The organism is Variovorax sp. efr-133-TYG-130, from assembly GCF_030208835.1.
Lineage (GTDB): Bacteria > Pseudomonadota > Gammaproteobacteria > Burkholderiales > Burkholderiaceae_C > Variovorax.
The window spans coordinates 559,407-580,386 of the sequence record NZ_JARVTD010000003.1; the positions used below are offsets into that span (position 1 = coordinate 559,407).

Consider the following 20,980-nt stretch of genomic DNA (forward strand, 5'->3'; position numbering starts at 1 on the left):
CCTGCCGAGCACTGCGCGGATCCGCGCGGCGACGTCAGGCGACTTCAACCACCGATTGTGCGCTGTGCGCGCCCCGGGCCCGCGAACGCTGGACGCCCGAAACAATCGCTTTCAGCGACGCCGAGATCACGTTGGCGTCGATTCCCACGCCGAACAGCGTCTGGCTTTCATCCACGCGCAGTTCCAGGTAGGCCACGGACTTCGCATCGGCTCCGGCGCCGATCGCGTGCTGGTGGTAGTCCATCACGCGCACCGTGTGCCCCGTGGCCTTGCTCAGCGCCTGGGTGAAGGCGTCGATGGGTCCGTTGCCACGGCCTTCGATGGCATGCGTTTCGCCATTCCACGGCAGATCGCCGCGCAGGATCACGGAAGCGTTGGCGCCCTCGCCTTCTTCCTCGATCACACGGTGCTGGAGCGATTGCGCCGTCTCGATGCCGTATTCGCGCACGAACAGGTCCCAGAGGTCGGCGGCGGTGAGTTCCTTGCCGGCCACGTCCATCACGCGCTGCACGACCTGCATGAATTCCATCTGCAGGCGGCGCGGCATTTCAATGCCGTACTCGCTCTCGAGCAGATAGGCCATGCCACCCTTGCCGGACTGGCTGTTCACGCGGATCACGGCTTCGTAGCTGCGGCCCACGTCCTTCGGATCGATGGGGAGGTAAGGCATGTCCCAGATATCGCCTTCCTTGCGCGCCGCGAAGGCCTTCTTGATCGCGTCCTGGTGCGAGCCGGAGAACGAGGTGTAGACGAGGTCGCCCACGTAAGGGTGGCGCGGATGCACGGGAATCTGGTTGCAGTGCTCGACCGTCGCGCGGATCTCGTCGATGTTCGAGAAATCGAGTTCCGGCGAAACGCCCTGGGTGTAGAGGTTGAGCGCGACGTTCACGAGGTCGAGGTTGCCGGTGCGCTCGCCGTTGCCGAAGAGACAGCCTTCGATTCGCTCGGCGCCGGCCATGAGGGCCAGTTCGCCGGCCGCGGTGCCGGTGCCACGGTCATTGTGCGGATGCACGCAAAGCACGATCGAATCGCGCCGCGCGAGGTTTCGGTGCATCCACTCGATCATGTCCGCGAAGATGTTCGGCGTGGAATGCTCGACCGTCGTCGGCAGGTTGACGATGCACTTGCGCTGCGGCGTCGGTGCCCACACTTCCGTTACCGCATCGACCACGCGCTTGGAAAACGCCACGTCGGTGCCCGAGAACATTTCAGGCGAATACTGGAAGGTCCACCGGGTGTTCGGCTGCTTCGCTGCGAACTCGTTGAACATGCGCGCGTGCGTGGTCGCGAGCTCGACGATCTGGTCTTCGTTCATGCCGAGGACCACGCGGCGCATCACCGGTGCCACGGCGTTGTAGAGATGCACGATGGCGCGCGGCGCTCCTTGCAGCGACTCGAAAGTGCGTGCAATGAGGTGGTCGCGTGCCTGCGTCAGCACCTGGATGGTCACGTCTTCAGGAATGCGGTCTTCCTCGATGAGCTTGCGCACGAAGTCGAATTCGATCTGCGATGCCGAGGGAAAACCGACTTCGATTTCCTTGAAGCCGATGGCCACGAGGGTTTCGAACATGCGCATCTTGCGCGCGATGTCCATCGGCTCGACCAGCGCCTGGTTGCCATCACGCAGGTCGGTCGACAGCCAGATGGGCGCCTTGGTCAGCACGGCATCGGGCCAGGTACGGTCCTTGAGGCCGATCGGGGCGAATGCGCGGTATTTGCTTTGAGGTTGCTTGAGCATGTCGATTTCTCTGTGATGGTTGGTAATCGACCAGCAACCCCAAAAAACAAACGGCCCGTTGCTGGTGCTAACGGGCCGTGGTGAGGGATTTGCGCGTGCGCTACCGTCTCCGCCCGTGAGGGAGGGCTAGTAGGGCCAGCAGCGAAATCTTGGTCATGAGGGTTGCGAATGTAGCACAGGCTGAGCGGGCCTGGGAAGGCCTGGAAAGGCCTGCCCTGGCCTCAGTTGTGCAGTCCACGCTCGTCGGGCTCTTCGGTGGAGGTGCTGATCACGCTTGCCGGCTGGCCCTTGGCCTTGCGCCAGGCATACACGACATAGCCGCTCAGGCCGTAGGCGACGAACAGGCCGAAGAGCACCGTCGGCGGGTTGATGTTGATGACCGCAATGCCCAGCGCGATGAGCACGATCACCACGAAGGGCACGCTCTTCTTCATCTGGATGTCCTTGAAGCTGTAGAACGGCGCGTTCGTGACCATCGTAAGGCCCGCATACAGCGTGAATGCGAACGTGACCCAGGTGATCTGCGTCCACGAAAGGTACAGCACGTCGCCGCCGCGCTTGCCCCATTCATTCACCAGCCAGATGAAGCCGGCCACCAGTGCCGCGGCCGCCGGCGACGGAAGCCCCTGAAACCAACGCTTGTCGACCACGCCGGTGTTCACGTTGAAGCGCGCCAGCCGCAATGCCGCGCAGGCGCAATACACGAACGCGGCGATCCAGCCCCAGCGCCCCAGGCCCTTGAGCGACCACTCGTAAGCGATGAGCGCGGGCGCGGCGCCGAACGACACCATGTCGGACAGCGAATCCATCTGCTCGCCGAACGCGCTCTGCGTGTTGGTCATGCGGGCCACGCGGCCGTCGAGGCTGTCGAGCACCATCGCGGCGAACACGCCCAGCGCCGCGAGGTCGAAGCGCGCGTTCATGGCCATCACCACCGAATAGAACCCGCCGAACAGCGCCGCCAGCGTGAACAGGTTCGGCAGGATGTAGATGCCCTTGCGGCGTTTGCGCGGTTGCACGTCGTCGGGAACCGTATCGTCATGCATTGAAATTGCCTCCGTCCCTCATGGGCACGCCACGTACAGCTATCCAATCGATAGCATCTTGATCTGTGAATCGCATGGCTCGCAGTGTAGTTCAGGGGACCTCTTCGACCCCCTTCAAACAAAAGGGCCACCGCGACGGGTGGCCCTCGGGAAAAGGCGCCGAAGCGCCCTTCAACCGGAAGATCAGTTGCGGGTCTGGTCGACCAGCTTGTTCTTCTTGATCCAGGGCATCATCGCGCGCAGCTTTTCGCCGACGACTTCGATCTGGTGCTCTGCGTTCAGGCGGCGGCGGCTGATCAGCGTGGGAGCGCCGGCGGCGTTTTCCAGCACGAAGCTCTTGGCGTACTCGCCGGTCTGGATGTCCTTCAGCACTTGCTTCATGACCTTCTTGGTCTCTTCGGTCACGACGCGCGGGCCGGTGACGTACTCGCCGTATTCGGCGTTGTTCGAGATCGAGTAGTTCATGTTGGCGATGCCGCCTTCATAGATCAGGTCGACGATCAGCTTCAGCTCGTGCAGGCATTCGAAGTACGCCATTTCGGGCGCGTAGCCGGCTTCCACCAGCGTTTCAAAACCGGCCTTGATCAGCTCGACCGTACCGCCGCACAGAACCGCTTGTTCGCCGAACAGGTCGGTCTCGGTTTCTTCGCGGAAGTTGGTCTCGATGATGCCGGCCTTGCCGCCGCCGTTGGCGGTGGCGTAGCTCAGCGCGAGGTCACGCGCCTTGCCGGTCTTGTCCTGGTGCACGGCCACGAGGTGGGGCACGCCGCCGCCTTGGGTGTACGTGCTGCGCACGGTATGGCCCGGGGCCTTGGGAGCGACCATCCACACGTCGAGGTCGGCGCGCGGCTGCACGAAGCCGTAGTGCACGTTGAAGCCGTGCGCGAACACCAGCGAAGCGCCTTCCTTGATGTTCGGAGCCACGTCGTTCTTGTAAACGTTCGCGATCTGCTCGTCGGGCAGCAGGATCATGACGACGTCGGCGGCCTTCACGGCGTCGGCGACTTCAGCGACCTTCAGGCCGGCCTTCTCGACCTTGGGCCACGAGGCGCCGCCCTTGCGCAGGCCGACCACGACCTTGACGCCGCTGTCGTTCAGGTTCTGCGCGTGCGCATGGCCTTGCGAGCCGTAACCGATGATGGCGACCGTCTTGCCCTTGATGAGGCTGAGGTCCGCGTCCTTGTCGTAATAAACCTTCATATGCGTCTTTCCTATTTAATCTCGAGCATCCCCAACAGCGGGGACGCATTCACTCACAGTGGGCCGGAAGTATTCCGGGCCTTCATTTGCTGATTGATGGACACGAGGTTGTCGTGAATGCGGAACAGCAGGATCAGCAATTCGCTGTAGACGCGAACAATGATCGCGCCGAAAACCAGGAGCCCGATGGCGACCAGGATTCGCCCCTGGAACAGCGCCGTGGCGGTCATTGCGAGCACAGCCAGCAATCCAAGGAAATACAGTATCCGGATGATGATGGGCGTCACCATCTTGTCGAATCCCAGCAAGTCTTGCATCACGTTCTCCTCATGTGTCGATGAAACGATGAAACTGAGGGGATCTGCACCCCCTACACGCGCAGGATGCGCTCACCGCGCCCGATGCCGCTGGCACCGGTGCGGACAGTTTCGAGGATAGCGCTACGCTCGATCGCTTCGAGGAAAGCGTCGTTCTTGCCGTGGTCACCGGTGAGTTCGATGGTGTAGCTCTTGTCGGTCACGTCGATGATGCGGCCGCGGAAGATTTCCGCCATGCGCATCATTTCCTCGCGCTCCTTGCCGACCGCGCGCACCTTCACCATCATGAGCTCGCGCTCGGTGTAGGCGCCCTCGGTCAGGTCGACGACCTTAACCACTTCGATCAGGCGGTTCAGGTGCTTGGTGATCTGCTCGATCACGTCGTCGGAGCCGGTCGTGACGATGGTCATGCGCGAGAGGCTCGAGTCCTCGGTCGGCGCGACTGTCAGCGATTCGATGTTGTAGCCACGGGCCGAGAACAGGCCCACCACGCGGGAAAGAGCACCCGGCTCGTTTTCCAGCAGCACTGCAATGATGTGTTTCATGTTTGCGTGACTCCTCTTTTCGCCGCCCTCCCCCGTGCACGGTAATGCGCGGGCTCGGCGGACAATAGATTCGTCAGTAAGGAGTTGAGCGAATGTTCCGCGGATCAGAGATCTTCGGAACCCAGCAGCATTTCGGTGATGCCCATTCCGGCCTTCACCATCGGGAACACGTTTTCAGTGGGGTCGGTGCGGAAGTCCATGAACACCGTGCGGTCCTTGAGCTTGCGTGCTTCGCGCAGCGCGGGCTCCACGTCTTGTGGACGCTCGATCAGCATGCCGACGTGGCCGTAGGCCTCGGCGAGCTTCACGAAGTTGGGCAGTGCATCCATGTAGCTGTGGCTGTAGCGGCCGGAGTATTCGATCTCCTGCCACTGGCGCACCATGCCCAGGTAGCGGTTGTTGAGCGAGCAGATCTTGATCGGCGTGTTGTATTGCAGGCAGGTGGAGAGTTCCTGGATACACATCTGCACCGAGCCTTCGCCGGTGATGGTGAACACTTCCGAATCGGGCTTGGCGAGCTTGATGCCCATGGCATAGGGAATGCCCACGCCCATGGTGCCAAGGCCGCCGGAGTTGATCCAGCGGCGCGGCTCGTCGAAGCGGTAGTACTGGGCGGCCCACATCTGGTGCTGGCCCACGTCCGACGTGATGTACGCGTCGGCGTCCTTGGTCATGTTCCAGAGGGTCTCGACCACGTACTGCGGCTTGATCACGTCCTTGTTGCCGCGGTCGTACTTGAGGCAGTCGCGCGAACGCCAGGCCTCGATGGTCTTCCACCAGTCGGCCAGCGCACCGGCGTCGGGCTTGGCGGTGCTCTCGCGGATCATCGAGATCAGTTCGGTGAGCACATCCTTCACGTCGCCGACGATCGGGATATCGACCTTCACGCGCTTGGAGATGCTCGAAGGGTCGATGTCGACGTGGATGATCTTGCGTTCGTTCTGCGCGAAGTGCTTGGGATTGCCGATGACGCGGTCGTCGAAACGCGCACCCACCGCCAGCAGCACGTCGCAGTTCTGCATCGCGTTGTTGGCTTCGATGGTGCCGTGCATGCCCAGCATGCCGAGGAACTTGCGGTCGCTGGCCGGATAGGCGCCCAGGCCCATCAGCGTGTTGGTGACCGGGTAGCCGAGCATGTCGACCAGGGTGCGCAGCTCGTTGGTGGCGTTGCCCAGCAGCACGCCGCCGCCCGTGTAGATGTACGGGCGCTTGGCGGCCAGCAGCAGTTGCAGCGCCTTGCGGATCTGTCCGCCGTGGCCCTTGCGCACCGGGTTGTACGAACGCATCTCGACCTTGTCGGGATAGCCTGCGTAGGGAACCTTCTTGAAGGAAACGTCCTTCGGCACGTCCACCACCACCGGGCCCGGACGGCCGCTGCGCGCGATGTGGAAGGCCTTCTTCATCGTCATGGCCAGATCCTTGGGATCCTTGACGAGGAAGTTGTGCTTGACGATGGGGCGGGTGATGCCGACCGTGTCGCATTCCTGGAAGGCGTCGAGGCCGATGGCGGCGGTCGGCACCTGGCCCGAAATGATCACCATCGGGATCGAGTCCATGTACGCCGTGGCGATACCGGTCACCGCGTTGGTCAGGCCCGGACCAGAAGTGACCAGCGCCACGCCGACTTCGCCGGTCGCGCGCGCATAGCCGTCGGCCGCGTGCACGGCTGCCTGCTCGTGACGCACCAGCACATGCTGGATGGTGTCCTGCTTGTAGAACGCGTCGTAGATGTAGAGAACGGCGCCGCCGGGGTAACCCCAGACGTATTGCACGCCTTCGGCCTGCAGTGCCTTGACCAGCACTTCAGCGCCCATGAGTTCTTGCGTGGCGTTGCCGGCGTTCGACGACGCAGCGGCAGCGGAGAGGATTTCCGCCTTGGAGATTTCCATGATCAACCTTTGTTTATTTCGGGAACGAAATACCTTGGGTGCCCCTTGCCAACCCTTGTGAGGCCGCGCCAGGACTTGAGGCCAAAGCCATGAGCGGACTGATGTTCCGCCGGACCGTGACCCGTTTGCCTTTTGACTTGCAGCGCGGATTATGACATTTCCGCGCGTTCAGATTCGCTTCAGCTCTTGCGTAAAGCGACAAAGGCATAATCCGCGGCGGTAAACATACGCGATCGCTAGACCCCTCTTCCCACGCGGCGCGACCTGCGCCCCCTCTCGCTTGGCCACTGAACTAGAACTCTCCGACTTCCTGAAAAGCGTCGAACGACGCGCTTTCAAGCGCTCGGTCTACCACGTGCGGGATGAAGAAGCGGCGCTCGATATCGTGCAGGACAGCATGATGAAGCTGGCGCAGCACTATGGCGACAAGCCGGCCGACGAACTGCCGATGCTGTTCCAGCGCATCCTGTCGAACTGCACCCTCGATTGGTTCCGGCGCCAGAAGACCCGCCGCGCCCTGTTCTCGAACCTCAGCGACTTCGATTCGGTCGACGACGACGGCGATTTCGACCTGCTGGAGAACTTCGTCTCGCCGACCGACTCTAGGGAATCGGAGAGCGCCGAAGACACCACCCGCCGCGCCCAGGTCTTCCACGAGATCGAGGAACAGATCGCAGCATTGCCGGGCCGTCAACGCGAGGCTTTCCTGATGCGTTACTGGGAGGAAATGGACGTCGCGGAGACGGCCGCAGCGATGGGCTGTTCCGAAGGCAGCGTCAAAACCCACTGCTCGCGAGCCGTTCACGCTCTGAGCAAAGCGCTCAAGGCCAAGGGAATATCGCTATGAATACTAAGGTTTCACCCTCCTCATTCACCGCCGAAGACGAGTTCGGACGGCGCCTCGCTGCCCGCCTCTCGGCCGGCAACAAGGAGTTGTCGCACGACATCGGCGAACGGCTCCGCGTGGCTCGTGCGCAGGCCGTGGCCGCGCGCAAGCTGCCCCCGCAACTGCGGGCGGCCCCCGTGGTGGTGCAGTCGGGTCACACGGCAATACTGGGTGGCAGCTGGTGGACCCGCATCGGCTCGGTGGTGCCGCTCATTGCACTCGTGGCCGGCCTCATCACCATCAGCGTGATGCAGGACGACGACCGCGCCAGCGAACTCGCCGAAGTCGATTCGGCACTGCTCACCGGCGACCTGCCGCCTGCTGCCTATACCGACCCCGGTTTTGCTCAATTCCTGAAGGCCGACAGCGCCTCCGACTGAACTTTTCACTGACCGAATGCGACGCCGCCCCTCTCCCAGCGCGAACTCCTCCCGCCCGCTGCGCCCGCTTCAGGCGGGCGCAGTCGTTTGGGCGAGTGCGCTTGCGGTTGCCGCCCTTGGGCTGACGACTGCCGACGCACAGCCCCGTGCAGAGACCGCTGCGGCCACCGCAGGCGTCAGCAGCCCCAAGGCCGTGTCGACGACCAAGCCGCTCTGGAGCGAACTCACCTCGGGGCAGCAGCAGGCCCTTGCTCCGCTCGGCCCCCACTGGAACACCCTGAACATCGGGCAAAAGCGCAAATGGCTGGCGCTGTCGCGCAATTACTCGGAAATGTCGGCAGAGGACAGGAAGACGCTTCACAGCCGCATGATCGAGTGGGCCGCACTGAGCAACCAGCAGCGCACCCAGGCACGCCTGAACTTTGCGGAGGTCAAGCGCATTCCGGCTGACGAGCGCAAGGCCAAATGGGAGCAGTACCAGGCCCTGAGCGAGGAAGAAAAGCGAAAGCTGGCCGAGCGCGCTCCTCCCAAGCCGCGCGGTGCCGCCATCCCGGTGCGCCCTGTTTCCTCGCAGAAGCTCGTGCCCGTGCCCGCGGTCACGCCCGGCGTGCAGCACACGCCGAGGATCCTGCTGACGCCGCCGCCCGCCCCTCCGGCGCCGCCCGCCACACTCATGGTCGCCACCCCGCCGGAACGCTCGCCTTCGACAGCTCCGGCTGTCGTGGTGACCCCTGCGGCGCCGCAGCCCTCCGGCGTCTCGGCGCCGCCAGTTCCTGCGGAAGCACAGGTGCCGCCCCCTTCGTCGGCCACGGCTGAACCGGCTGCCACTTCTCCCTGACCACAAGGGCCTCGATGGTTTCCAGTACTCCCGAAGTCTCGGGATCCGATCACCCGGCCTCGTCCGTCCCACCAGCAAGCAGCGCTCCCGTCTCTACAGTGCCCGGCCTGTGGCGCCGGATGGCTTGCTGGCTCTATGAAGGCATGCTGCTGTTCGCGGTCGTGTTCGTCTCGGGCTGGCTCTTCAGCACGCTGGGCCAGATGCGCGACGCCATGGATTCGCGGCGCCATCTGTTCCAGGCTTTCCTCTTCGTCGTTTTTGGCGTGTACTTCGTCTGGTTCTGGACCAAGGGCCAGACCCTCGCCATGAAAACCTGGAACATCCGCATCGTCGACTTGCAAGGCCGGCCCATCAGCCAGCGCCGGGCGCTTGCACGTTACCTGCTGAGCTGGATCTGGTTCCTGCCACCGCTGGCCGCCCTCGCCCCTTTCAAGCTCTCGGGCGGCGAATCGACCCTCCTGATCTTCGGCTGGGTCGCCATCTGGGCCCTGCTTGCACGTTTTCACCCCGACCGCCAGTTCTGGCACGACGCCTGGGCCGGTACGCGGCTCATCACCTCCAAGCCGATGAGCCGCCGATGAGTGCCTTGCCCAATCTTCCCGATCCCGCCGTCAATCCGCAAAAGGCCCGCAAGGGCTTCGAGCGCGTCTGGCACGCCACGCTCATCTCGCTGCACGGCCTGCGCGCCGGCTGGAGCGAGCCCGCCTTCCGCCAGGAAGCCATCCTGTCGATCGTGATGATCCCGGCGGCTTTCTGGCTCGGCCGCAGCTGGGTCGAAGTGGCCCTGCTCGCGGGCAGCGCGCTCCTGGTGATGATCGTGGAACTGCTCAACACCGCGGTCGAGGCCGCCATCGACCGCATCGGTCCCGAATGGCACGACCTGTCCAAGCGCGCCAAGGACATGGGCAGCGCGGCCGTGCTGCTGTCGCTGGTGCTCTGCGGCGGCATCTGGGCCGCCGCGCTGTGGCAACGCTTCCTGTCATGAGAAGGCATGCCGGCTGCGGCATGATGGCAGGATGAATCCTGAATTTTCGATCTGTGTGTATTGCGGCTCGCGCCCCGGCGAGCGCCCCGAGTTTTCCCAGGCCGCGCAAGCGGTCGGCCAGTGGATCGGCAAGCACGGCGGCCAATTGGTCTACGGCGGTGGCCGCACGGGCCTGATGGGCACGGTGGCCGAGGCCACCCGCCTCGCCGGCGGCCGCGTGGTCGGCGTCATTCCCAAGGCGCTGGTCGACAAGGAACTGGCCAATTCGCTGTGCGACGAACTCCATGTGGTCGACACCATGCACGAACGCAAGGCCATGATGGGCGAGCGCGCCGACGCCTTCGTCGCCCTCCCGGGCGGCATCGGCACCTTCGAGGAACTCTTCGAGATCTGGACCTGGCGCCAACTCGGCTATCACGACAAGCCGACCGGCATCCTCAACACCGCCGGCTACTACGACGGCCTGCTGGGCTTCCTGGCCCACAGCGTGCGCGAAGGCTTCATGGGCGAGTGGCAGATGGAACTGATCCGCACCGGCACCGAGGTGACCGAGCTTCTGGCCGCGTTGCGCGCCGAAGTGCCGCTCCATCCGCGGGAAGACAGGCTGTCGGAAAACCTCTGACGCCCGCCCACCCTGAAAAAGCCTCCGTTACCGGAGGCTTTTTTTGCTTCAGACCGCGTTTTCGTTCTCTTCGCCCGTACGGATGCGCACGATGCGTTCGACCTCGGTCACGAAGATCTTGCCGTCGCCGATCTTCCCGGTGCGCGCGGAATTGACGATGGCCTCGATGCAGCGCTCCACGTCGGCCTCGTTGACGACCACTTCGACCTTCATCTTGGGCAGGAAGTCGACCACGTACTCGGCGCCGCGGTAGAGCTCGGTGTGCCCCTTCTGTCGGCCGAAGCCCTTGACCTCGGTGACTGTCAGGCCGGTAACGCCCACTTCGGCCAAGGCCTCGCGCACGTCCTCGAGCTTGAAGGGTTTGACGATGGCGGTGATCTGCTTCATGGTTTTCTTGCTCCGGCGGTTTCGTTGAATTTGCTGGTGATAGGGTAACGCCAATCTTTGCCGAAGCTTCGATGGGTGACCCGAATGCCTACGGGCGCCTGGCGCCGCTTGTATTCGTTGATCCTGATGAGCCGCGCAACCCGCTCGACCACCGCGCCCTCGTAGCCGGCGGCGATGATCTCGTCGATGCCTTCGTCGTCCTGCATGTAGCGTGCCAGGATGCCGTCGAGGATGTCGTAGGGCGGAAGGCTGTCCTGATCGGTCTGGTCGGGCCGCAGTTCGGCGCTGGGGGGGCGCGTGATGATCCGCTCGGGAATGGGCTCGGCGCCGGTGCCGTAGGGGTCGTGGGCATTGCGCCAGCGCGCCAGCGCGAACACCGTGGTCTTCAATAGGTCCTTGATGACCGCGAAACCGCCCGCCATGTCGCCATAGAGCGTGCAATAGCCGGTGGCCATTTCGCTCTTGTTCCCGGTGGTCAGCACGATGGAGCCGAACTTGTTCGACAGCCCCATCAGCAGCGTGCCGCGGATGCGGGCCTGGATGTTCTCTTCGGCCGTGTCCTCGGGCATGCCGCTGAACTCTTCGGCCAGCGCGTCCTTGAAGGACTCGAAGGTGTGCCTGATCGAGATTTCGTCGTAGCGCACGCCCAGCCGGCCTGCCATGTCGCGCGCGTCGATCCAGCTGATGTCGGCGGTGTAAGGCGAAGGCATCATGACCGCGCGCACCTTGTCCTTGCCCAATGCGTCGACCGCAATGGCGAGCACCAGGGCGGAGTCGATGCCGCCCGAAAGCCCCAGGATGGCACCCGGAAAACCGTTCTTGCCGATGTAGTCGCGCACGCCAAGCACCAGCGCGTCCCAGAGTTGCGCCTCGGCGTCGCGCGGCGCGGCAATGGCTCCCGCCTCGGCAACGAAGCCCACGCCACCCCGCGGCGAACGTTCGAGCTGGGCGAACACCAGCTTTTCGCGAAAGCTCTCGGCCTGCATCGCGGCGGTACCGTCGGCCTGCAGCGCGAAAGAGGCGCCGTCGAACACCACTTCGTCCTGCCCGCCCACCAGGTGCGCATACACCAGCGGCAGCCCCACGGCACGCGCCCGGTCGGCCATTCGTGCCACGCGCTCGCCTTCCTTGCCCACGTGGTACGGCGAGGCGTTGATCACGGCAAGCACCTCGGCGCCGCTTTCGCGGGCGAGTTCGGCCGGCTGGTCGAACCAGGCGTCCTCGCAGATCAGCAGGCCGACCGAGACGCCGCCCGCCTCGAACACGCAGGTATCTTGCCCCGGCGTGAAGTAGCGGCGCTCGTCGAACACCTGGTAGTTGGGCAGCTCGCGCTTGGCGTATGTCTCGAGGACGCGGCCTTCCTTGATGACGCTGGCCGCGTTGTGCCGAAGCTGTACCGCCACCGAGCGGCTGCGCAGGCTGCCGCCGGTCGGATGCCCCACCACCACGACCATGTCTTTGAGGTCGGCCAGAGCGGCGGCAATGCCTTTCACGGCATCATCGCAAGCTAGAGTGAAGGCGGGCCGCAGGAACAGGTCTTCTGCCGCATAACCGGCAATGGAAAGTTCCGGCGTCAGCAGCAGGCGCGCGCCTTGCGAATAGGCCTCGCGCGCGGCATCGACGATCTTCTTCGCGTTGCCGGCGAGATCGCCCACCACAAAATTGAGTTGCGCGATGGCGAGCTTGAGCGTCATTGCAGAAGGAAGAAAAAGGCTTGAACGATTATGTCATTCGGGTTCTGTCGTCGCCGTCGGACGTGAGCCCGCAGGCATGGAACGCATTGCTCGCCACGCAGGCCGAGCCTTCGCCTTTCATGCGCCACGAATACCTCTCGGCGCTGCATGAAAGCGGCAGCGCCACGCCCGCGAGCGGCTGGATGCCGCAGTTCGTCACGCTGTGGCACGGCGAGCAGTTGCACGCAGCGTGCCCGCTCTACATCAAGGACCATTCGTACGGCGAATACGTGTTCGACTGGGCCTGGGCCAACGCCTACGAGCAGCACGGGCTGGCGTACTACCCGAAGGCCGTGGTCGCGGTGCCCTTCACGCCCGTACCCGGCACTCGCCTGCTGGCCCGGGACGCGCAAAGCCGCACCTTGCTGGTGCAGGGCCTGGTGGCCCTGTGCAAGCAGGAAGCGCTGTCCTCGCTGCACCTGCTGTTCGGCGCCGACGAAGACATTGCCGCATGCACCGAGAGCGGCTTGATGCTGCGCAACACGGTGCAGTTCCACTGGACCAACGCGCAGTACGCCGACTTCGACAGCTTCCTTTCCAGCCTATCCCACGACAAGCGCAAGAAGATCCGCCAGGAGCGCCGCAAGGTGGCCGACGCGGGCGTGAGCTTTCGCTGGTCGCGCGGCGCAGACATCTCGAAGGCCGACTGGGACTTTTTCTACCGCTGCTACGAGCGCACCTACCGCGAGCACGGCAACCCGCCCTACCTCACGCGCGATTTCTTCCGCCGCATGGCCGGCACGATGCCCGAAGCGTGGCTGCTGTTCATCGCCGAGCGCAACGGCAAGCCCATGGCCTCGAGCCTGATCGCCCTCTCGACCCAGCCCGACGAGCCCCTGGTCGCCTATGGCCGCTACTGGGGGGCGCTGGAGCGCGTCGACTGCCTGCACTTCGAGGCCTGCTACTACCAGCCGCTGGCCTGGTGCATCGAGCATGGCGCCAAACGCTTCGAGGGCGGCGCACAGGGCGAGCACAAGATGGCCCGCGCGCTGATGCCGGTCAAGACGACCAGCGCCCACTGGCTGGCGCATCCGTCGTTTGCCGACGCGGTCGAGCGCTTCCTCGAACGCGAGGGCGCGGGCATCGAGAACTACATGGACCATCTGGGCGAGCGCAGTCCCTTCAAGGCCGCCTGACCGCGGTCTGTTTTTCGTGCCATGTCGGCCTGCTATAAAAACGCCCGAATCCACAACAACACCAAGGGAAACGCACCATGCCATTCGTCGGACTGGGGCTGCACGTTCTTGTCGCGCTGTTCTTTGCCGTGCATGCCATGCGCCACGGCAAGCAGATGTACTGGCTGATCATCCTGTTCAGCTTTCCGCTGCTCGGCAGCCTCGTCTACTTCGTGGTCGAGTACCTCCCGGCCTCGCGCATGCAGCGCACCGCCGGCAAGGTGGCCAGCGCGGCCATCGGGTTCATCGATCCCGAGCGCGAATACCGCGCCGCTGCCGATGCCTACGACCTCGCGCCCACCGCCCAGAACAAGCTGCGCCTGGCCAAGGCTTCGCTGGACCGGGGCCAGCCCGCCGAAGCCGTGGGCCACTACCGCGATGCGCTCAAAGGCCCGCTGGCATCCGACCCCGAGCTTCAGTTCGGCCTTGCCAGCGCGCTGCTCGCCGCTGGCGGTCCGGCCTCCGGGCAGGAAGCCCTGCAGGCGATACAGGCGCTGCGCGCCACGCGCGACGACTACCGGCGCGACGAAGTCGCCCTGCTCAACGCCCGCGCACTGGCCGCCAACGGGCGTCAGCAAGAGGCACGCGAAGCCTTCGAAAGCGCCCTGAGCCAATACAACACGGTCGAGACCCGGGCCCGCTATATCGCGTGGCTGTCACAGCAAGGTGATGCCAGTGGCGCGCAACGCCACTGGGAAGAGCTACAGCAGGCGGCACGCCACTGGAACTCGCACGCGCGATCGGTCAATCGCGAGTGGATGCGGCTGGCCTCGGACGCGGTCCGGGCCTGAAGCCGCCGAGCCGGGGGCATTGCGCCCCCGGAGAGCTGCCTTGCGGCAGCAGAACTTACTTCTTGTAGTTGGCGATGCCGTCCAGGATTTCCTTCTTGGCGGAGTCGATGCCTTCCCAGCCCAGCACCTTGACCCACTTGCCGGCTTCCAGGTCCTTGTAGTGCTCGAAGAAATGGCTGATGGCCTTCAGGCGCATCGGGTTCACGTCGTCGACCGACTTCCAGTGGCTGTAGATCGGCAGCACCTTGTCGGTGGGCACGGCCAGCACCTTGCCGTCGACGCCTGCTTCGTCTTCCATCATCAGGATGCCCAGCGGGCGGCACGGCACGACCACGCCCGGCAGCAGCGGGTACGGCGCGATCACCAGCACGTCGACCGGGTCGCCGTCGCCCGACAGGGTCTGCGGCACGTAGCCGTAATTTGCGGGGTAGTACATGGCCGTCGTCATGAAGCGGTCGACGAAGATCGCGCCCGATTCCTTGTCGACTTCGTACTTGATCGGGTCGGCGTTCATCGGGATTTCGATCACGACGTTGAAGGCATCGGGGACGTTTTTGCCGGGGGAAACTTTGTCGAAGGACATGACGTTTTTCGAGTAGTTGAAAAGTATGAGACGGATGGGGACAAACCCGGAGTTTACTTTCCGTGTCACCGGCCGGTCGCACGCGCATCTGTTTTTGCCTGTAAATTGCAACCGTTGGCCAATCGGCTCCGCACCCCGGTGCAGCGAGCTTCGAGGAAGCAACGCGACGGATAGCATGGCCCCGTACGCGTTGCACGCAAGGGCCCATGCTGCCCGTCTCCACTAGTCGCAACGAACGAATGGAGAAGCAAGGCATGATCGGCAACACCCCCCTGATACTGGCAGTCGTCTGCGGCCTCGTGGCCGTGGCATATGGCTTCTGGGCCCGAAGTTGGATTCTCGCGAAGGACCCCGGCAACGCGCGCATGCAGGAAATCGCGGCGGCCATCCAGACCGGCGCCTCCGCCTACCTCGCCAAGCAGTACACGACCATCGCGGTGGTCGGCGTGGTGCTCGCCGCGTTGATCGCCCTCTTCCTCGACCTGACCACCGCGGTCGGCTTCATCGTGGGCGCGGTGCTTTCCGGCGCTTGCGGCTTCATCGGCATGAACGTGTCGGTGCGCGCCAACGTGCGAACCGCGCAGGCGGCCACGCACGGCATCGGCCCCGCCCTTGACGTGGCGTTCCGCGGCGGCGCCATCACCGGCATGCTGGTGGTGGGGCTGGGCCTGCTGGGCGTGTCGGGCTTCTACTGGTTCCTGGCGAGCGGCACGCCGGCTGCGGGGCAGAGCCTCTCGGCCATCCTCAACCCGCTGATCGGATTCGCCTTCGGTTCATCGCTGATCTCGATCTTCGCGCGGCTGGGCGGCGGCATCTTCACCAAGGGCGCCGACGTCGGCGCCGACCTGGTGGGCAAGGTCGAGGCCGGCATTCCCGAGGACGACCCGCGCAACCCGGCCGTCATCGCCGACAACGTGGGCGACAACGTCGGCGACTGCGCCGGCATGGCGGCCGACCTGTTCGAGACCTACGCGGTGACGCTGATCGCCACCATGGTGCTGGGCGCGCTGATGGTCACGGCCGCGCCGACCAACGCGGTGCTCTATCCGCTGGCGCTGGGCGGCGTGTCGATCATCGCGTCGATCATCGGCTGCTTCTTCGTCAAGGCCTCGCCGGGCATGACCAACGTGATGCCGGCGCTCTACAAGGGCCTGGCGGTGGCGGGTGTCCTCTCGCTGATCGCGTTCTGGTTCGTCACGAGCTGGCTGATTCCCGACAACGCCATCGCCCCGAGCGGCAGCCAGCTGAAGCTGTTCGGCGCCTGTTTCGTGGGCCTGGCGCTCACGGCCGCGCTGGTGTGGATCACCGAGTACTACACCGGCACGCAGTACAAGCCGGTGCAGCACATCGCGCAGGCTTCGACCACCGGCCACGGCACCAACATCATCGCGGGCCTGGGCGTGTCGATGCGCTCCACCGCATGGCCGGTGATCTTCGTGTGCATCGCGATCCTGGCGTCCTACTCGCTGGCGGGCCTGTTCGGCATCGCGGTGGCTGCCACGTCGATGCTGAGCATGGCCGGCATCGTGGTCGCGCTCGACGCCTACGGCCCCATCACCGACAACGCCGGCGGCATCGCCGAGATGAGCGAGCTGCCCGACAGCGTGCGCGCCGTGACCGACCCGCTCGACGCAGTCGGCAACACCACCAAGGCCGTGACCAAGGGCTACGCCATCGGCTCGGCCGGGCTCGCGTCGCTGGTGCTGTTTGCCGACTACACCCACAAGCTGGAGAGTTTCGGCCAGGCCATCAGCTTCAACCTGAGCGACCCGATGGTGATCGTCGGCCTGTTCATCGGCGGGCTGATCCCGTACCTGTTCGGCGCGATGGCCATGGAAGCCGTCGGCCGCGCGGCCGGGGCGGTGGTCGAGGAAGTGCGCCGCCAGTTCCGCGACATCCCCGGCATCATGGAAGGCACCGGCAAGCCCGAGTACGGCAAGGCGGTGGGCATGCTGACCGGCGCGGCCATCAAGGAAATGATGATCCCGTCGCTGCTGCCGGTGGTGGTACCGATCGTGGTCGGCCTGCTGCTCGGGCCGAAGGCGCTGGGCGGTCTGCTGATGGGCACCATCGTCACCGGGCTGTTCGTCGCCATCTCGATGTGCACGGGCGGCGGTGCATGGGACAACGCCAAGAAGTACATCGAGGACGGCCACCACGGCGGCAAGGGCTCCGAGGCGCACAAGGCGGCCGTCACCGGCGACACCGTGGGCGACCCCTACAAGGACACCGCCGGCCCGGCCGTGAACCCGCTGATCAAGATCATCAACATCGTGGCGCTGCTCATCGTGCCGCTGGTGGTGAAGTTCCACGCCGGCGATGCGGCGGCCGCCGTGCCGACGAAGATCGAGACGCCGCCCGCAGCGACGGCCCCGGCAGCCATGGCGCCGTCGACGCCCGGCGCGGTGGTGGCTGCAGGCGCCGTGTCGGCCGTGGAAACCGCCGCGGTGAAGGTGGAGAACGGCGTCGTCAAGTTCTACTTCGCGACCGCCAGCGCCGAGGTGGCGCCCAACGCCAAGGAAGCCTTGACCGACGTCATCAAGGCGGTGCAGAGCGGCAGCACCGTGCTGGTGAGCGGCTACCACGACGCCAGCGGCGACCCGGCCAGGAATGCCGAGTTGGCCAAGCAGCGCGCCATGGCCGTGAGCGACGCGCTCAAGGCGGCCGGCGCGCCCGAAGACAAGATCGAGCTCGCCAAGCCCGAGCAATCGCAGGCCGACGGGCCGCCTTCGGAGGCCCGCCGCGTGGAAGTCAAAGTAAAGTCTTGAGATGCCCACACCCGCCCGACTCGAATCGTTCATTGCCGCTGTAGAAGGCGGCGCGCATGCCAAGGCCATCGAGGACTACTACACCGAAGATGCAACCATGCGCGAGAACCAGGCCGAGCCGCGGCGGGGCCGCAGCACGCTGGTGGCGCAGGAAAGCGCCGCGCTGGCGCGCACCGAGTCGGTGGTGTCCACCTGCGTGCGGCCGGTGCTGGTGAATGGCGATCACGTCGCCATTCACTGGATCTTCGAGTTCAGCTTCAAGGGCGGCGGCAAGATGCGCATGGAAGAAATCGCATGGCAGCGCTGGGAGGGCGAGCGCATCGCCGAAGAACAGTTCTTCTACGACCCGGCGCAGAAGAAGCCGGCCTGAAACCTCCCGCACGCCGCCCCGTCCATGGCGCTGAAGACTCCGTAGCTCCATGAATTACCTCCGCGCCCTCGTCGCAGGCACCCTGGCCATTGCCAGTGCGGAGCTTGCGGTCGTGCGGCGCTTTCCGCGGATCCTGCTGGCCATCGTCGCGGTCGGCATGGTGCCGGCGATCTATGCGCTGATCTACCTGACGAGCGTGTGGGACCCGGCCGGCCACACGGCCGACCTGCCCGCCGCCATCGTGAACAAGGACCGGGGCGTGACCTACATGGCGCATTCGGTCAACGTCGGCGAGCAGCTCACGAGCACCCTGCTGGCAAAGCGCGCCTTCGGCTTTCGCGTGATGACCGACGAAGAAGAGGCGCGCGCCGAAGTGCGGCGCGGCACGCTCGCCTTCGCCCTGCTGATTCCGCCGGACTTCAGCGCCGATGCGGTGCCCGGCGCGCAGCGCGGCGCGGGGCGGCTGGTGGTCTACACCTCCGAGGGCAACAACTACAGCTCCGCCGGGCTCGCCCGCCGCTTCGCGGGCGAACTGGGGCACCAGGTCAACGAGATGCTCAACGAGCAGCGCTGGACGCTCGTGCTCAACGCGGCGGCCGGCTCGCAGCAGCGGCTGGAGCAGCTCAAGCAGGCATTGCTGACCCTGCGAGACGGCTCGCAGACGCTCGCCGCTGGCGCCGCCCAATACAGCACCGCCGCGCGGGAGGTAGGCAACGGGTTCAAGCAGGTCAATGGCGGCATCCGCCTCATCCAGTCGAAGCTGCCGGCCGACGCGGACCTGCGCGCGCTCAAGAGCGGCGCGCAACAGCTCGCGGCGGGCCAGCACGAACTCGGCTCGGGCCTGGTGCAGATCGGCGACGGCCTCGACCAGCTCCACGGCGGCGCCGGCCAACTGGGCGACGGCGCACGCAGGCTGCAGCGGGAGTCGGCCGACATTCCCTTCGTGGGCGAGCGCATCGCCAAGGGCGCCGGCGAGCTCGCGGGTGGCGCGGACAAGCTGCGCGGCGGGCTCGAGCAGGCACAGGCCGCCATGAGCAAGGCACAGGACGGCAGCCAGAAGCTCGACGCCGGTGCCACGGCGCTCGAAGGCGGCGTCGGCAAGCTCACCGACGGCATGGGCGCGCTGTCCGCCGGCATCCGTACCATGGCCGGCAAGCTGCCCGAAGACCGCAAGCTCGATGAGTTCGTGCAGGGCGGCACGCAGCTCGCACAGGGCGCACAGAGGCTGCTGACCGGCGTGCGCACCATCGAAGCCGCCCTGCCCGCTTCGATCACCCGCATCCAGGGCAGCGCCTCGGGCCTGGCCGACTCGGTGGAGCCCAGGGTGGAGGTGGTGGCGCCGGTGGCCAACAACGGCAGCGCCTTCGTGCCGAACATGGTGTCGGTCGCGCTGTGGATCGGCGCGGTGATGGCCGGCTACCTGTTCAATATCCGCATCGTGCTGTCGGACCACACGCACTACCCCAAGCTCGCCAAGACGCTGGGCAAGATCACCATGCCCGCGCTGATCGTGCTGTTGCAGGCGGCGCTGGTGCTGGCCACGCTGCTGGGCGTGCTGCAGGTGCAGGCGCCGCACGTGGCGGCGCTGGCGCTCACGATGGCGCTGGCCTCGCTGGTGTTCCTGGTGGTGCTGTTCGCCATCCTGCATGTGTTCGGCGACTTCGGCCGCATCCTGACCGTGCTGCTGCTCACGCTGCAGCTTTCGGCCGGCGGCGGCGTGCTGCCGGTGGAACTGTCGGCCGGCTTCTTCCGCACGGTGCACAGCTGGCTGCCGTTCAGCTGGGTGGTGCAGGCCTTCCGGGCGGTGATGTTCGGCGCCTTCGACAACGGATGGGTGCATGCCTGCGGCGTGGTGCTGCTGTCGGGCGCGGTGGCGGTCGGGCTGATGGCCATCTTCGGCAGGTGGAAAGACGTGCTGCTGGCCGACTACAAGCCCACGATCCAGGTCTGATGAATACAACACTTCCGATGTAACATACAATCTGTCGGATGAACACGCCCGCCGTGCCTGCTGCCGATGCCACCCCTGCCGCCGAGGATCTTTCCATCGAGGCACTGGCAACGCGTACCGGCGTCACGGTGCGCAACATCCGCGCCTACACCACCGCGGGGCTGTTGCCGCCGCCCCGTCTGCGCGGCCGCCTCGGGCTCTATGGCGAAGACCATGCGCAGCGCCTCGCGCTGATCCGCGAGCTGCGCGACCAGGGCTTCGGCATCGAGGCGATCCGCCGCATCTTCGGGCGTGCACCGGCTTCCGTGTGGGGTGACCTCGTCTCGGTCGCACGCTCGATGTCGGGCAGCCTGTTCGCTTCGGAAACGCCCGTGGTCGTGTCCGCCAAGAGCCTCGCTGCCAAGTGGAACGGCCAGATGACGCCCGCCCTGCTCGCCCGCGCCAGCAAGGCCGGGCTCATGCGCGAGTTGCCCGACGGGCAGGTTCAAATGCTCAGCCCCGCACTCGGGCAGGTGGCCGAGCAGCTCGCCGCCCTCGGCCTGCCGCTGGAGCAGGTCATCGGCATGCAGGAAACCATGGCGCGCACCCTGCGCACCGTGGCAAGGCACTGGCTGCGCACCCTGGCCGACAGCCTGCTGACGGGCGACGCCATCGACGCCGAACGCACGGCCCAGTTGCTGGAGAAGGCGCGGCCGCTCGCCACCGGCGCGGTGCAAGCCGCGTTCCCCGTGATCCTGCAGCAGGAACTCGACGCCCTGCTGCACAAGACCGCCTGA

At 65.4% G+C, this 20,980-nt stretch carries 21 protein-coding genes; 12 read left to right on the plus strand and 9 right to left on the minus strand.

The genetic code is table 11. The features are described 5' to 3' along the window. Positions 1-34: 34 nt before the first annotated feature. From leuA to QRN67_RS04695, 6 genes are all read right to left on the minus strand, one after another. Positions 35-1,738 carry a 2-isopropylmalate synthase gene (gene leuA, locus QRN67_RS04670; RefSeq protein WP_285410785.1) on the minus strand — a complete coding sequence of 568 codons (1,704 nt, stop codon included), beginning with the start codon at positions 1,736-1,738 and terminating at the stop codon, positions 35-37. Positions 1,739-1,959: 221 nt separating this feature from the next. After that, on the minus strand, positions 1,960-2,784 hold the full coding sequence (pssA, locus tag QRN67_RS04675) for a CDP-diacylglycerol--serine O-phosphatidyltransferase (protein WP_081266313.1): 825 nt from the start codon (positions 2,782-2,784) through the stop codon (positions 1,960-1,962). A gap of 183 nt (positions 2,785-2,967) precedes the next feature. Continuing rightward, entirely contained in the window at positions 2,968-3,984 is a 1,017-nt protein-coding gene (ilvC, locus tag QRN67_RS04680) for a ketol-acid reductoisomerase (protein WP_081266312.1), read from the minus strand. Between the two features lie 53 nt (positions 3,985-4,037). After that, a complete protein-coding gene (locus tag QRN67_RS04685; RefSeq protein ID WP_285410786.1) occupies positions 4,038-4,301 on the minus strand; it encodes a DUF4282 domain-containing protein in 264 nt (87 codons plus the stop codon). A gap of 53 nt (positions 4,302-4,354) precedes the next feature. Then, on the minus strand, positions 4,355-4,846 hold the full coding sequence (gene ilvN, locus QRN67_RS04690; RefSeq protein WP_081266310.1) for an acetolactate synthase small subunit: 492 nt from the start codon (positions 4,844-4,846) through the stop codon (positions 4,355-4,357). 104 nt (positions 4,847-4,950) lie between these two features. Next, positions 4,951-6,735 carry an acetolactate synthase 3 catalytic subunit gene (locus QRN67_RS04695; RefSeq protein WP_285410789.1) on the minus strand — a complete coding sequence of 595 codons (1,785 nt, stop codon included), beginning with the start codon at positions 6,733-6,735 and terminating at the stop codon, positions 4,951-4,953. A gap of 280 nt (positions 6,736-7,015) precedes the next feature. On the opposite strand from QRN67_RS04695, the gene QRN67_RS04700 reads away from it, so the two are divergent. The 6 genes from QRN67_RS04700 to QRN67_RS04725 all read left to right on the plus strand — a co-directional run bounded on the left by QRN67_RS04700 (position 7,016) and on the right by QRN67_RS04725 (position 10,446). Continuing rightward, a complete protein-coding gene (locus QRN67_RS04700; RefSeq protein WP_081266308.1) occupies positions 7,016-7,582 on the plus strand; it encodes an RNA polymerase sigma factor in 567 nt (188 codons plus the stop codon). Then, positions 7,579-8,001, plus strand: coding sequence for a DUF3619 family protein (locus QRN67_RS04705; RefSeq protein ID WP_081266307.1), 423 nt, complete (start codon positions 7,579-7,581; stop codon positions 7,999-8,001). The genes QRN67_RS04700 and QRN67_RS04705 overlap by 4 nt, the downstream gene beginning before the upstream one ends. Positions 8,002-8,194: 193 nt before the next feature. Next, positions 8,195-8,839 carry a DUF3106 domain-containing protein gene (locus QRN67_RS04710; protein ID WP_234382533.1) on the plus strand — a complete coding sequence of 215 codons (645 nt, stop codon included), beginning with the start codon at positions 8,195-8,197 and terminating at the stop codon, positions 8,837-8,839. A gap of 14 nt (positions 8,840-8,853) precedes the next feature. Further along, positions 8,854-9,420 carry an RDD family protein gene (locus QRN67_RS04715; protein WP_285410791.1) on the plus strand — a complete coding sequence of 189 codons (567 nt, stop codon included), beginning with the start codon at positions 8,854-8,856 and terminating at the stop codon, positions 9,418-9,420. Beyond that, positions 9,417-9,824 carry a diacylglycerol kinase gene (locus QRN67_RS04720; protein ID WP_081266304.1) on the plus strand — a complete coding sequence of 136 codons (408 nt, stop codon included), beginning with the start codon at positions 9,417-9,419 and terminating at the stop codon, positions 9,822-9,824. Before QRN67_RS04715 ends, QRN67_RS04720 begins: the two co-directional genes overlap by 4 nt. Positions 9,825-9,855: 31 nt before the next feature. Further along, positions 9,856-10,446: an LOG family protein gene (locus QRN67_RS04725; RefSeq protein WP_106934317.1), complete on the plus strand. Its 591-nt coding sequence runs from the start codon at positions 9,856-9,858 to the stop codon at positions 10,444-10,446. 48 nt (positions 10,447-10,494) lie between these two features. Here QRN67_RS04725 and QRN67_RS04730 read toward each other — a convergent pair whose 3' ends face one another. Together QRN67_RS04730 and QRN67_RS04735 are read right to left on the minus strand one after the other, a co-directional pair. Beyond that, on the minus strand, positions 10,495-10,833 hold the full coding sequence (locus QRN67_RS04730; RefSeq protein ID WP_106934316.1) for a P-II family nitrogen regulator: 339 nt from the start codon (positions 10,831-10,833) through the stop codon (positions 10,495-10,497). Further along, a complete protein-coding gene (locus QRN67_RS04735; RefSeq protein WP_285410793.1) occupies positions 10,830-12,527 on the minus strand; it encodes an NAD+ synthase in 1,698 nt (565 codons plus the stop codon). Before QRN67_RS04735 ends, QRN67_RS04730 begins: the two co-directional genes overlap by 4 nt. A 20-nt stretch (positions 12,528-12,547) precedes the next feature. Here QRN67_RS04735 and QRN67_RS04740 point away from each other — a divergent pair, with 20 nt between their 5' ends. Together QRN67_RS04740 and QRN67_RS04745 are read left to right on the plus strand one after the other, a co-directional pair. Next, positions 12,548-13,702, plus strand: coding sequence for a GNAT family N-acetyltransferase (locus tag QRN67_RS04740; protein WP_285410795.1), 1,155 nt, complete (start codon positions 12,548-12,550; stop codon positions 13,700-13,702). 77 nt (positions 13,703-13,779) lie between these two features. Then, complete coding sequence (locus tag QRN67_RS04745) at positions 13,780-14,532, plus strand: hypothetical protein (RefSeq protein WP_081266301.1); 753 nt, start codon at positions 13,780-13,782, stop codon at positions 14,530-14,532. Between the two features lie 55 nt (positions 14,533-14,587). Here the strand turns inward: QRN67_RS04745 and ppa are convergent, their stop codons facing one another. Further along, positions 14,588-15,115: an inorganic diphosphatase gene (gene ppa, locus QRN67_RS04750; protein ID WP_081266300.1), complete on the minus strand. Its 528-nt coding sequence runs from the start codon at positions 15,113-15,115 to the stop codon at positions 14,588-14,590. A 254-nt stretch (positions 15,116-15,369) separates the two neighbouring features. Between ppa and QRN67_RS04755 the strand changes: the two genes are divergently transcribed. From QRN67_RS04755 to QRN67_RS04770, 4 genes are read left to right on the plus strand one after another with little or no spacing between them, the layout of a single operon-like run. After that, entirely contained in the window at positions 15,370-17,883 is a 2,514-nt protein-coding gene (locus QRN67_RS04755; RefSeq protein ID WP_285410796.1) for a sodium-translocating pyrophosphatase, read from the plus strand. A gap of 1 nt (position 17,884) precedes the next feature. Beyond that, positions 17,885-18,253, plus strand: a complete 369-nt coding sequence (locus QRN67_RS04760; protein ID WP_285410797.1) for a nuclear transport factor 2 family protein — start codon at positions 17,885-17,887, stop codon at positions 18,251-18,253. Between the two features lie 49 nt (positions 18,254-18,302). Next, complete coding sequence (locus QRN67_RS04765) at positions 18,303-20,204, plus strand: YhgE/Pip family protein (RefSeq protein ID WP_285410798.1); 1,902 nt, start codon at positions 18,303-18,305, stop codon at positions 20,202-20,204. Between the two features lie 38 nt (positions 20,205-20,242). After that, positions 20,243-20,980 (plus strand): MerR family transcriptional regulator, encoded by a 738-nt coding sequence (locus QRN67_RS04770; protein ID WP_081266297.1) that lies wholly within the window; start codon positions 20,243-20,245, stop codon positions 20,978-20,980.